General features: G+C 42.2%; 10 protein-coding genes. 6 read left to right on the top strand and 4 right to left on the bottom strand.

Going from position 1 to position 12,459, the window contains the following annotated elements:
- Window positions 1-128: 128 nt before the first annotated feature.
- Window positions 129-2,213, bottom strand: a complete 2,085-nt coding sequence (locus IGI69_RS11450; protein ID WP_438741530.1) for an LTA synthase family protein — start codon at window positions 2,211-2,213, stop codon at window positions 129-131.
- A gap of 237 nt (window positions 2,214-2,450) precedes the next feature.
- Between IGI69_RS11450 and IGI69_RS11445 the strand changes: the two genes are divergently transcribed.
- Genes IGI69_RS11445 through ybaK form a run of 3 tightly spaced genes read left to right on the top strand, consistent with a single transcriptional unit; the run spans window position 2,451 to window position 4,920 of the window.
- Complete coding sequence (locus tag IGI69_RS11445; protein ID WP_438740874.1) at window positions 2,451-3,620, top strand: class I SAM-dependent rRNA methyltransferase; 1,170 nt, start codon at window positions 2,451-2,453, stop codon at window positions 3,618-3,620.
- A 5-nt stretch (window positions 3,621-3,625) separates the two neighbouring features.
- Window positions 3,626-4,378: a type I 3-dehydroquinate dehydratase gene (gene aroD / locus IGI69_RS11440; protein ID WP_438740872.1), complete on the top strand. Its 753-nt coding sequence runs from the start codon at window positions 3,626-3,628 to the stop codon at window positions 4,376-4,378.
- 50 nt (window positions 4,379-4,428) lie between these two features.
- Window positions 4,429-4,920 (top strand): Cys-tRNA(Pro) deacylase, encoded by a 492-nt coding sequence (ybaK, locus tag IGI69_RS11435; protein ID WP_010749699.1) that lies wholly within the window; start codon window positions 4,429-4,431, stop codon window positions 4,918-4,920.
- Window positions 4,921-4,975: 55 nt separating this feature from the next.
- Here ybaK and IGI69_RS11430 read toward each other — a convergent pair whose 3' ends face one another.
- Window positions 4,976-6,013 (bottom strand): tagatose 1,6-diphosphate aldolase, encoded by a 1,038-nt coding sequence (locus IGI69_RS11430; protein ID WP_005237193.1) that lies wholly within the window; start codon window positions 6,011-6,013, stop codon window positions 4,976-4,978.
- A 137-nt stretch (window positions 6,014-6,150) separates the two neighbouring features.
- Window positions 6,151-7,413 carry an NAD(P)/FAD-dependent oxidoreductase gene (locus IGI69_RS11425; RefSeq protein WP_010749698.1) on the bottom strand — a complete coding sequence of 421 codons (1,263 nt, stop codon included), beginning with the start codon at window positions 7,411-7,413 and terminating at the stop codon, window positions 6,151-6,153.
- A gap of 160 nt (window positions 7,414-7,573) precedes the next feature.
- Between IGI69_RS11425 and gdhA the strand changes: the two genes are divergently transcribed.
- Window positions 7,574-8,923 (top strand): NADP-specific glutamate dehydrogenase, encoded by a 1,350-nt coding sequence (gene gdhA, locus IGI69_RS11420; protein ID WP_010749697.1) that lies wholly within the window; start codon window positions 7,574-7,576, stop codon window positions 8,921-8,923.
- A gap of 102 nt (window positions 8,924-9,025) precedes the next feature.
- Complete coding sequence (locus tag IGI69_RS11415; protein WP_005229134.1) at window positions 9,026-10,372, top strand: glucose-6-phosphate isomerase; 1,347 nt, start codon at window positions 9,026-9,028, stop codon at window positions 10,370-10,372.
- Window positions 10,373-10,489: 117 nt separating this feature from the next.
- Here IGI69_RS11415 and IGI69_RS11410 read toward each other — a convergent pair whose 3' ends face one another.
- The gene (locus IGI69_RS11410) at window positions 10,490-11,791 is read right to left on the bottom strand and encodes an ISL3 family transposase (protein WP_438740869.1); all 1,302 of its coding nucleotides are present in this window, start codon (window positions 11,789-11,791) and stop codon (window positions 10,490-10,492) included.
- Between the two features lie 455 nt (window positions 11,792-12,246).
- On the opposite strand from IGI69_RS11410, the gene IGI69_RS11405 reads away from it, so the two are divergent.
- On the top strand, window positions 12,247-12,456 hold the full coding sequence (locus tag IGI69_RS11405) for a hypothetical protein (protein ID WP_005237189.1): 210 nt from the start codon (window positions 12,247-12,249) through the stop codon (window positions 12,454-12,456).
- Window positions 12,457-12,459 lie beyond the last annotated feature (3 nt).

Here is a 12,459-nt window from a genome sequence, read left to right as displayed (position 1 = left end):
GAAGTTCTTGTAGTAAAATATCGAAGCTAAAAAAGCAATAGAAAAAATCGGGTTTTTACGAACAAAACAGCCGAAAAAAATCCAGCAAAGCATCCGCCTTGCTGGATCGATCTTGTAGTACTTATAGGTTATTCTCCGCTATCTTGTTCCGTCATCTGCTGATATTCTTGGAAGGTTTTTGTTTGGTACAGATCGACGGTCGATTGATTGCCGTTTTGAGAAAAGGCGCTGGTTGAATCACTGCCTAGATTCTTTTCGATATCCATCACTTGCTGAAGGGCGTCTTTGTAATTATAGGTCGAAGGATCGACTTCTTCTAAACCGCTCTTCGCATAGAAACGTAAGAGATCACCATTGTTGATCTGATCAGAAACCGACAGCTGTTTGTCAACTTTGGCTTTCCACTCATCGACTTTCGCTTGCAGTTCATCGGATGGATCGTTGATCGGCATGCCGGTACGATTGTCATACAATGTACTGCTATAGTAAGTGTAGTCTGGTGTCACAAAGTCGCCATCGCGGAAGGCAACCAGTTGTTCATTTTGATCAGAGAATAAATCTTGTCCCAATTGAATATAGTTCGATGTATCTACACCGAGTAAGTGCAAGAGGGTTGGCAACGCATCAACTTGGCCACCATACGTATGATTGATGCCGCCGTTTGATTGTCCTGGAATATGGATCATATAAGGGACACGTTGCAATGAAGCATTGTCAAAGTTTGTCCAAGTCGAACTTGTTTTTCCAAGCAATTCTGCTAAGTTGCGGTTCCGAGAATTGGAAATTCCGTAGTGGTCACCATATAAAACGATGACTGAGTTTTCGTACAAGCCGCTTTCTTTCAAGTAATTAAAGAACTCTTCTACGGCTTTATCTAAATAATTCGCGGTTGCGAAATACCCATTGATCGTTTGATCAGAAGTGTTCGCTAGCGGGAAGCCGCCTTCTTCATTGGTAAATTCAGAATATGGGTAGTGGTTAGAAACTGCAATGAATTTTGAATAGAACGGTTGTTGCAGACGTTCTAAGTATTGTACCGATTGTTCAAAGAACGGTTTGTCATGTAAACCGTATTGGAATGAATTTTCATCATTGACATCATAATACGATGCGTCGAAGAAATAATCATAGCCAAACCGTTTGTAGGTTTCATTTCGGTTCCAGAAGGTACCCGTATTTCCGTGGAAAACCGCACTGGTATAGCCTTGGGTTTGACCTAGAATATCAGGCGCTGCTTCAAAGGTATTTTTTCCACCCAGTTGAGTGAATAATGCCCCCTGATTCAATCCAAACAAGGAATTTTCGAATAACGTTTCCGCATCACTGGTCTTCCCAGCTTTTACTTGATGGAAGAAGTTATCGAAACTAAAGGTACTATCGCTATGATACAAACTATTGATAAATGGCATGACTTCATGTTCAACACCATTTTCATCTTTTAATTTATAATCGATCAAGAATTGCTGAACACTTTCTAAGTGAATATAAATGACGTTCTTGCCTTTTGCGATACCGAACAGATCGTCATTCGGTTCCGCGTAATGTTCTCTGACATAGCTTTCTACTTCGTTCATGTCGTTGGGACTTGCTTCGGCACGTACTTGCGAAGCTTGATAGGTTTGCACGCCATCATAAACCGTAAAGGCGTTGATCCCAAGGTATTTCACTAAATAGTCACGAGAAAACGTTCGAGTAAGCAGTTCAGGACGATCCGCTTCTGCTAAGAAAAGATTGGCAGAAAAGACCATGACAGCTAAGGTTGAGATCGCAAAAGCCATCCGTGCCCGCACAGGACGAGTGTCCATTTTGATTTTTTTCATTGAAAAGGCTGCAATCAGCACGATAAAGTCAATGAAATACAACACATCGTAGGGACGGAACAAGCGAATCGCGCTTTCTCCTAGACCACTTGCCACTTTTCCTACACCGAGCATCGTGTTGATGGTGATAAAGTCAGTGAATTCTCGATAGTACGAAACATTGGAGAACAACAGCAGAGTCATCAAGAAATAAATCACAAGCATCGTGATATAAGCTGCTTTGGTTCTTCTTACGTACAATGCGATCGACAGCAGCAACAAAGTCGTTGCGATCGGATTGATGAATAAGATGAAGTACTGAATGCTGCTTTCAATACCTAGGTGGAAATCCACCATATAGGCAAAGATATTTTTTAGCCAAAATAATAGGGCTAATAGGAAAAAAAAGCCCATTCTTGTATTCACAAAGGTGGATACTTTATTTTTTTTCAAAGGAATCGTCCTCTCTTTTTCCAGTATAACCGGTAAATTACGATTTTACATCACAGTACATTTTACTAGGCTGTGAAAGACGTGTCAAATGAATTCCTTGTCATGACGCGGAATTAAGTATTTCTTTACTTTCAAGGATACAGACAATACAGTCGCTTTTTGCTATACTAAAAAGGAGAATGAATGGAGCAGATGAACATGAAAATAAAACTAACGAAGCAAGGATCAGCGAAGCTTCGCAAAAAGAATCCGTTGATCCAACGAGAAGATCTTCAACAAGCAATCGAGACGAAGGAGTGGGTCACCTTTATTGATCAGGCCAACCATTTCTTAGGTGTCGGCTATCTTGGGGAACAAAATAAAGGGATCGGATGGGTCGTATCCTTTGAAGAAATAGTGATCGACCAAGCATTCTTTGCGCAACGCTTTGCGAAAGCAAAAGGCAAACGCATTGCTTACTATCAAGATGACCTGACAGATGCCTTTCGTCTGTTTAATGGCGAGGGGGATCAATTGGGGGGACTTACCGTAGATTTGTATGGCGAGTATGTTGTTTTTTCTTGGTACAATGCCACCCTTTATCAACATAAAAAAGCGATCGTGGCGGCTTTTCGTCAAATCTTTCCCGAAATCAAAGGGGCTTATGAAAAAATCCGCTTTACGTCTGAACTGCCTGAATCAGCATGGGTCTATGGAAAAACGGCACCTGAACCCTTACTGGTGAAGGAAAATGGCGTCACGTATGCGACGTATTTGAACGAAGGACTAATGACGGGCATCTTTTTGGATCAAAAAGAAGTTCGTGGGCAACTTGTTGATGGCTTGGCAGCTGGCAAGACGGTTTTAAATATGTTCAGTTATACGGGGGCGTTTTCTGTCGCTGCTGCTGTCGGTGGCGCTGCTCAAACAACGAGCGTCGATTTGGCAAAACGCAGTCTAGAAAAGACCCGCGAACAATTTGCAGTCAACGGCATTGATCCAGATACCCAGCGTATCCATGTCATGGATGTTTTCAATTACTTCAATTATGCCAGCAAAAAAGACTTGCGCTTTGATGTGATCGTTTTAGATCCGCCGAGTTTTGCCCGCAACAAGAAAAAGGTCTTCTCGGTTGCGAAAAATTATGGCGACTTAGTCACTGATAGTTTGGCGATTTTAGCGCCTGATGGCTTGTTGATCGCCTCAACGAATGCGGCCAATCTTTCACCGAGGAAGTTTCAAGAAATGATCGAAGCATCCTTAGAGAAAGCACACGTTGCTTATGAATGTATTCAAAGTTATCGTCTACCAGCTGATTTTGCGGTAGATAAGCATTTTTCCGAAGGGAACTATCTGAAAGTATTCTTTTATCAAATGAAAAAGGAGTGAAGTAGATGAGCCGATCAAAACCAGTAACGTTAGACGGGAAAACACCGCTGATTTGTGTGCCATTGATTGGGAAAACCAATGAAGAGATCTTGAAACAAGCCATTGCTGCTGAGGAATCAGAGGCACAGATCGTCGAATGGCGTGTTGATCATTACAAACATGTCGAAGACCAGCAAGCGGTTTTAGATGCGTTATCACATATTCGCACGACATTAAAGCACAAAGAGCTGCTCTTCACTTTTCGAACCTTGGAAGAAGGGGGCGAGCGGCCGTTCACGTTGACCCAATACAAAGAATTGTGTCTAGCTGCTGCTGATTCAGGCTTGATCGATTGGATCGATATCGAATTAGAGAAAGCTGAATTTTTAGGTCGCGGCTTTATTCAAGAAATCAAAAAGGCACAGGTAAAGCTGATACTGAGCAATCATGATTTTGAGAAAACGCCAGAAGATGCTGTGTTGATTTTAAAGATCGGCGTAATGAATCAATTTGGTGCCGATGTTGGCAAGTTAGCGATGATGCCCAAGCAAGTCCAAGATGTTTTGCGTTTGATGGGGATCATTACTAAAGCGCGTGGCTTCAACCAACTGCCGTTGGCGATCATGTCGATGGGGGAGCTGGGGAAAATCAGCCGGGTTAGTGGGGCATTGACTGGTTCGGTCTTTACTTTTGCTTCGTTGCAAGGTGCTTCAGCACCTGGACAAATACCGATCGAACGAATGACCAACTACTTACAAGAATTTTCACTCAATGAGTAAGACCAGCCAAGGCCTTCTCTTAAAAGAAACCAAAACAAAAGAGGGATAAAATGGCGAAGAAGAAACAAAAAACCAATGCGATCCGTCAAGTAGAACAACAGAAAATCGCTTATAACGAATACACCTATGAGTGGTCGGAAGACCATCTCGATGCGCAATCCGTCGCTGTGCAACTAGCACGCCCGCAAGCCATCTACAAAACGCTGGTGGCAGTGGGCAACAAAACAGGTCCGCTGGTGGCTGTGATTCCTGGAAACAGAGAAGTGGATCTGAAAAAGTTAGCCAAAGTCAGTGGAAACAAAAAAGTAGAGATGCTGCATCTGAGAGATTTAGAAGAAACGACTGGCTACATTCGCGGCGGCTGTTCGCCGATCGGGATGAAAAAGCTCTTTCCTACTTATATTGATCATAAGGCAGAGACACTGGAAGAAATCGTGGTTTCTGCAGGAAAGCGCGGGTTGCAGATGGGGCTTGCCCCACAAGCGTTGCAACAATTGACTAGGGCGGTCTTTGCCGATTTGTTGGCACCTGAACACGAATAAAAAATCCCCGTGAACCATCTTGAAATGCCGTTCACGGGGATTATTTTGTACTATTTTATTCCATTACTTCAATATCGAAAACCTCAATATTTTCTAAACCACCATAAAAGTCAAACCATGGAGTGGCATATTGTTTTAGAATGGCGTTTAATTCTTCAACATTTTCTTTCCCTTGGGTGTCCAGCCATTCCAGTAATGCTTTGGCGCCTTGCTTCCCATAGATTTCCACACTATCGCGCCAAGTTGCTCGTCCACCTAAGATTCCTGAGAATTTAGCACCATGTTGACCAGCAAAGGTCAATTCATCGCGAAAGACATTCGCTGGGACACCCGCACTCAAATAGATAAATGGTCGCGTCGCAGCGTCACTAGCTTCTTTGAAGTAATTGGCGGCTTCTTCTTGCGTATAGACGGCCTCTAAGCCTTCTTTTTGGAAACCTTCAACTAAGTCGAACTGAACCGGTACTTCGACTTTCAAAATATCGATATGGTAGTGATCTTTCGTCAGTTCCTGAATGGTTCGGATGACCTTGCTCGGTTTGATCTTGGCAAAAGCAGGTGATTTGTCATCTGTGATCTCATCGTCGTAAACGATTGGCTCTACAAATAACGGAATATCGGCCGCTTGTGCCTCCGTACCTAAACGTTCTAAAAACGCATGTTTGGTATCTAAAATCTCTTGCGGTTCATCTGGATTATAATAAACCAAGACTTTTGCAGCATCTGCCCCTTTTTTCACTAAGCGCTGCAGCGATTCATTGGGTAGAATTTCTGGCAAACGACCCGGCGTATTGACATCATACCCTGTTTTTTCATAGGAAAGGATCAAGCCAGCGTTGGGATTCTTTGCTTCGATCCCTAAGAAGCCATATTCCTCGTCTAACAAAATACTGCTGACATATTTGGTCAATTCTTGGGAAACCAACTGCTTGAATTCATAAATGTGTTCCATCGTAAAGTCATCCGGTCCAGTTGCCGCCTTCATCATTTTTTTCATGGAACCACGTTGGTCGATCGCTAGTGCGGCAATCACACCATCCTCATTTGAAAGTTTTTGCATTCGTTCAAATTTACCTCTTGAAATTCGTTTCATTAAAAAAACCTCCCTCGATCTTGCTATCTTTAGTCTACGCCTACTTTGAGAAAAACCCAACTAATAAGCAAAAAGAGAGGAGACCCAGGTGTTGGTAGCAACGGCAAGGATATTGCTGCCAACACCTGGGTCATCGATCAATAACTGAAATAACTAGCTGTTTCTGCTGCGTTTTTCCCTGAAACATGTCCAGTACAAAACGCTGCTGTAATGTTGAAACCACCTGTATACCCATTGATATCCAATAATTCACCAGCAAAATACAAGCCGTTGATTTTCTTGCTCTCCATGGTTTTTGGATTGATTTCTTTCAGATGGACCCCGCCACCAGTCACGAAAGACTTTTCTAACGGGAACGTGCGAACGATAGTGACTGAAAAGCCTTTGATCAAGGAAGCGAGCGCAGCCAACTGTTCTGGTGAGGCTTTTTCAGCAACCAGCTCATGCAGGTCTAGCTGCTGCAAAAAGAAGGTCATCAAGCGCTCAGGCAAAAAGCCAGCTAAAGCATTCGGCAATTGTTTCTTCGAAGCCGCAGACTGAATCAATTCCTGGGTCAAGGCTTCATGGGATTTTGCTGGCAGACAATCCAGAACAACCGTCACGGGTTGTTGCTTTTTCAATTCTTGGTTCACAAAAGAGGAACAGCGTAAAGCAGCTGGACCAGATAACCCAAAGTGGGTAAACAAAAGATCCATGGTATGGGCGACGATGGGCTTTCCTTTTTGATCCAAGACACTCAACGTGATGTCTTGCAAGGAAATGCCTTGCAACGTCCGCTCTTGAATAAAGGAGTCTTCTGAAACAAGCGGCGATTCGGTTGGATAAAGTGGCGTAATGGTATGGCCGACTTTTTTTGCCATCTTATAGCCGTCCCCCGTTGCGCCCGTGGAAGGATAGGTGCGGCCACCTGTCGTCAAAATCACACTAGGGGCAGAGAACTCATCGGTTTCGGTTCGCACGCCGCGAATTTGACTGCCGTCATGGATCAGCTTTGTGACGACCGTGTTCGTCAATAGGGTGACGTGATGATCGTTGATTGCTTGAAGCAACGCTTCGACGATGGTTTTTGATTTGTTCGTCACAGGGAACATCCGTCCGTGGTCTTCTTCTTTTAAGACGACACCTAAGTCTGCGAAAAACGCCATTACATCATAATTATTGAATTGAGAAAACGTGCTATACAAAAACTTGCCGTTTCCTGGAATATGAGCAACTAAATCATCTACCGGCCGATTATTGGTTACATTGCAGCGTCCGCCGCCAGTCATCAATAATTTCTTGCCGATTTTTTTGTTTTTTTCGATTAATAACACCCGCGCACCTTGTTTGGCAGCAGTGATCGCAGCCATCATGCCGCTCGTACCTGCACCAACAACAATGACATCATAGGTTTTTTCCATTCTTTTCACCTCTTTGGGATTGTAACACATCGGCTATGAGTGCTGAAAGGATTGGTCGATTTTTTTCGAATAATAAAAAATTCTGACAATTCTAAAAAAAAGCGTGCAATTTCAGAAAATTTCTTTAAAATAGAAAATATCTTAAAGGAGGTAATGCACTATGACCAAAGCTTCAGCTTACGTGAAAGAAATTCAAGCGAAGATTCATGAGAAAGACCAACACCAACCGGAATTTCTTCAAGCAATTGATGAATTTTTGCCTACGATCGTTCCCTTTTTAGAGGAGCATCCAGAATATATTGAATCAAATATCCTTGCACTCTTAACTGAACCAGAACGTTTTATCCAATTCAGAGTCCCGTGGCAAGATGATCAAGGCAACTGGCAAGTAAACCGTGGCTATCGGATTCAATTCAACTCGGCAATGGGGCCTTACAAAGGCGGCTTGCGTTTTCACCCAAGTGTAAACTTGAGTATCTTGAAGTTTTTGGCGTTTGAGCAAATCTTCAAAAACAGCTTGACAGGTCTGCCGATCGGCGGCGGCAAAGGCGGAAGTGATTTTGATCCAAAAGGCAAATCAGATGCCGAAGTGATGCGTTTTTGCCAAAGCTTTATGACGGAGCTGTCAAAACATATCGGACCTGACTTAGATGTTCCAGCTGGCGACATTGGTGTCGGAGGCCGAGAAATCGGCTATTTGTTTGGTGCCTACAAACGATTGAAGCAATACGATGCTGGTATTTTAACTGGTAAGCCATTAGACTTCTGGGGCAGTAAAAACCGCACAGAAGCAACGGGTTATGGCGCCGTTTATTTCGTTAAGCATTTATTGACAGACCTAGGTGAAACCTTTGCAGGCAAAAAAGCGATCGTTTCTGGAAGCGGCAATGTTGCGATCTATGCAATTGAGAAATTGCAAGAATTAGGTGCGATCCCTGTCACGTGTTCTGATTCCTCTGGTTTTATCTATGACAAAGACGGCATTGATCTGGCCTTGTTAAAAGAGATCAAAGAAGTGAAGCGTGAACGGTTGACGGCTTACGCCAAGGAACGTCCATCAGCCGAATATCATGAAGGGGCATCTGTCTGGGATTTTGATACACCAGCGGAATTAGCCTTTCCTTGCGCGACCCAAAACGAGATTGATCTCTCACAAGCCAAACGTGCAAAAGCCAATGGTGTCCGGGTCGTTTCTGAAGGCGCGAATATGCCTAGCTCATTAGAAGCAGCAGAATATTTTATTGAAGAAGGAATTTTCTACTGCCCAGGAAAAGCAGCCAATGCTGGCGGCGTAGCCGTTTCTGCGTTAGAAATGAGTCAAAACTCCCAACGACTGCAATGGGAAAAAGCTGAAGTCGATGCCAAATTGGACGATATCATGAAGTCGATCTATGAAGCATGCCGTGATACTGCTGAAACCTTCGATCAAAAAAATAATTTTATGTTAGGTGCGAACGTCGCAGGCTTTGAAAAAGTTGCTAAAGCAATGTTTGCTCAAGGACTTGTCTAAAATCACCCAACAGGCTACCTATCAGGAATTACTTGAAAAAAGTTGAAAAAAAACGTAAAGTAGGTAGTGTATGAAAAACTATTTTTTCAAGGAGGACAAATCATGTCACACATCAAGTTTGACTATTCGAAAGTAGCACCATTCGTGAACGAATACGAATTGAGCTACATGCAAAGTCAAGTTACAGCAGCAGACAAACAATTACGCGAAGGAACAGGTGCTGGTAGCGACTTTTTAGGTTGGATCGACCTTCCTAAAAACTATGACAAAGATGAATTTGCGCGTATCAAAAAAGCGGCTGAAAAAATTCAATCTGATTCTGAAGTATTAGTCGTGATCGGGATCGGCGGATCTTATTTAGGAGCGAAAGCAGCGATTGATTTCTTAAATCACTCTTTCTTTAACTTGCTACCAAATGAAGAACGCAAAGCACCACAAATCTTTTTTGCAGGTAATTCGATTTCTTCAACATACTTAGCAGATTTGATCGAAATCATCGGTGACCGTGACTTCTCTGTGAATGTGATCTCAAAATCAGGAACAACTACTGAGCCAGCGATCGCTTTTCGTGTTTTCAAAGAACGTTTGATTGAAAAATACGGCAAAGAAGAAGCCAACAAACGGATCTACGCAACAACGGATAAAGCGAAAGGTGCAGTAAAAGTTGAAGCAGATGCTGAAAACTGGGAAACCTTTGTGATTCCAGATGACGTCGGCGGCCGTTTCTCTGTATTGACTGCTGTTGGTTTATTGCCAATCGCTGCCAGCGGAGCAGATATCGATGCCTTGATGCAAGGGGCAGCAGATGCTAGCGATGCTTACGCAAGTGACGACCTTGAAAAAAATGAAGCGTATCAATATGCAGCAATGCGTAACATCCTTTATCGCAAAGGCAAAGTAACCGAATTGCTGATCAACTACGAACCAGGCATGCAATACTTCTCAGAATGGTGGAAACAATTATTCGGCGAGTCTGAAGGAAAAGACCAAAAAGGGATCTATCCTTCAAGCGCAAACTTCTCAACAGATTTGCATTCTCTTGGTCAATACATCCAAGAAGGCCGTCGCAATATCTTTGAAACTGTCGTAAAAGTTGAAAAACCACGCAAATCAATTGCGATCCCTACACAAGAAGCAGATCTTGATGGTCTTGGCTACTTAGAAGGAAAAGAAGTTGATTTTGTTAATACGAAAGCTTTTGAAGGAACGTTACTTGCCCATACAGATGGGGATGTACCTAATCTGTTAGTAAAAATTCCTACAATGGATGCGTACACGTTAGGTTACACGATGTACTTCTTTGAGATCGCTGTAGGTATCTCTGGTTACTTAAACGGGGTGAACCCATTTGACCAACCAGGGGTTGAAGCGTACAAGAAAAACATGTTCGCCTTACTTGGCAAACCAGGTTTCGAAGATCTTGCAAAAGAATTGAACGAACGTTTATAATTCGACAAAGAAACGCCTTGTGCCAGTTCTGATTGGCACAAGGCGTTGTTTTATTTTGGCTCTTCGACATTTAGTGTTGGTAGAGAAAGATACAACTGAAAATTTAGTCATAACCAGTTAGGCAGAGTGCTTAACTGGTTTTTGTTTTACTTGGAAGATCAATCCTTGAATGAGATAAATTCTTGCTCGAAAGTTATGGAAATTTCGATAGCCGTAGGCTACTCGTTTTATCACTTTTATCTTGTTGTTTGTTCCTTCTAATGCACCATTACTATACCTGGTTTTTAAAGCATATTGAATCCCTAATTTGTATTTATTTAAAAACGTCAGCTTCTTACAAAACCATTGTGGGAGGCGTTGATCTAAGCTGTTGATCGTATCGAAAAAGCTTTGGCTGTCCTTGTGTTTAAGGTGATAGAGGAGGAGCTGACAGGTCTCGTAAGCCCTTGTTAATTGCTCGTCATAACTCAAAAGTTCATCGACGATCGCTTTTTGCGTCATTGGTCTACGAAAGGATCGATCATATTGATAATTGGAACTATCCAGATCATAGGCATGCTTAAGGAGTAATTTCCAGAATCGCTTCAATCGTCGATACTTTGTCGGTTCCGTTTTTTGAAAGCTATTCATTGTTTTAATTCGCAACTGATTTAACGCACGAGTGATTTGTTGGACAATGTGAAAGCGATCGGTCACGATTTTGGCGTTTGGGAAGACCGCCTTTACAAGTTCAAAATAAGGGGCATTCATATCCATCACGACGTATTTCACGTTCGCTCGTGCTTTTCGAGTGAATTTAAGGAAATATGGTTTTAAGAAAGCCAGGCGACGATTCTCCAATACACCGATTAATTGCTGGGTCTGCCCATTCATAAAGACAAAACTCATTTTTCCACTGCAGGACTTCATCGATTTGAACTCGTCAAAACAAAGGACCGAAGGTAATGTATCAAAACGAGGATGATACGTTTTTAAACAGGTGTGTAGGACACGCAGAACGGTTACGTCAGAGACAAAATAGCGATCGGCAATTTCTTTTCTTGTTGTATTCTTCGCCAGTTCCAAGGCAATTTGAACCTTTAATTCCTTTGAAAGATAGCAGTTTTCATCCACCAAATTGGTCTGAGCGTTGAATGTCGACTGACATTCTTTACAGTAAAAGCGCGTACGTACCAAGCGTAATTCTGTTTTGATGTCTCGATAAGGCAAAAGTTGGACTTTTGTTTTATGTGAGCCATTCTTGATGATTTGTCCTTCATTTTTGATACCACATTTACGGCAATGGCTTGGTATATAGCTAAGTTTGGCATGGATAAGATTGGTGCGAAACCCCTCTTCTTCTATAGTCTCTAACCATTCTTCTTCGAAGAATAAATTTTCATCTGTTAAACCTAACAAGTTTCTAGTACAATGATCCATGGAGATATCCTTTCTTGGTGTGGTTTTGTTTTAGTCGACTAAATTCTACCAGTTAGGCTATCTCTTTTTCTATCTTTTTTTACAAAAAAAGTGTCAGTAGAAAATCCGTAGATTTTCCACCAACACTAAATATTGTAGAACCTTTATTTTCGCGTTTGTTGTGTTACTCGATAGTTGATCCAAAAAATCAGCAGTCTTCTTTTAATCCCCAAAGCAACGCAGCAGACAATAGTCCAAAGATACAGGTTTGAATAATTGGCATTTGACTCATCTCCTTTTGATTTTCTTTAGTATAGAATGATTTTTAAGAAGTAGCACGAACAAACCAGTGCGTTTGAACGAACGAAACTGTCATTTCTTGGTGACAAATGCGTGATAAATTGAAATAAAACGTTTTCAATTTGATGCTTTTTTGTTATTATATCTTTATGAAAGAAAACGGTTGAGGTGAGGATATGGAGAATATTACGATCGGTGAAAAATATGTCTGCCAACCTGTCGGGGCGAGCAAGCCTGTGATCGGTGTGGTGGAAAAACTATACGTACATACGGCGTTGATCGTCGTTTCAAGTTATGAAGAAGAAGATCAAGCACAAGTAGAAGCTTGTAATCGTCGGATGATCGTCAGTTTCAATAAAATTTGTACGCAAACGAACGTTGCCTAACCA

Origin of the sequence: Enterococcus sp. DIV1083b, from assembly GCF_051713705.1 — a bacterium.
Classification (GTDB): Bacteria; Bacillota; Bacilli; order Lactobacillales; family Enterococcaceae; genus Enterococcus_D; species Enterococcus_D casseliflavus.
Note: the sequence above shows the minus strand (reverse complement) of the source record. Positions and strands in the feature narration are given on the sequence as shown.

Bases quoted from the DNA above. Each gene is read 5' to 3' on its own strand.
- IGI69_RS11450 (WP_438741530.1), bottom strand. From the start codon at position 2,213: ATGGGCTTTTTTTTCCTATTAGCCCTATTATTTTGGCTAAAAAATATC.
- IGI69_RS11445 (WP_438740874.1), top strand. From the start codon at position 2,451: ATGAAAATAAAACTAACGAAGCAAGGATCAGCGAAGCTTCGCAAAAAG.
- aroD (WP_438740872.1), top strand. From the start codon at position 3,626: ATGAGCCGATCAAAACCAGTAACGTTAGACGGGAAAACACCGCTGATT.
- ybaK (WP_010749699.1), top strand. From the start codon at position 4,429: ATGGCGAAGAAGAAACAAAAAACCAATGCGATCCGTCAAGTAGAACAA.
- IGI69_RS11430 (WP_005237193.1), bottom strand. From the start codon at position 6,013: ATGAAACGAATTTCAAGAGGTAAATTTGAACGAATGCAAAAACTTTCA.
- IGI69_RS11425 (WP_010749698.1), bottom strand. From the start codon at position 7,413: ATGGAAAAAACCTATGATGTCATTGTTGTTGGTGCAGGTACGAGCGGC.
- gdhA (WP_010749697.1), top strand. From the start codon at position 7,574: ATGACCAAAGCTTCAGCTTACGTGAAAGAAATTCAAGCGAAGATTCAT.
- IGI69_RS11415 (WP_005229134.1), top strand. From the start codon at position 9,026: ATGTCACACATCAAGTTTGACTATTCGAAAGTAGCACCATTCGTGAAC.
- IGI69_RS11410 (WP_438740869.1), bottom strand. From the start codon at position 11,791: ATGGATCATTGTACTAGAAACTTGTTAGGTTTAACAGATGAAAATTTA.
- IGI69_RS11405 (WP_005237189.1), top strand. From the start codon at position 12,247: ATGGAGAATATTACGATCGGTGAAAAATATGTCTGCCAACCTGTCGGG.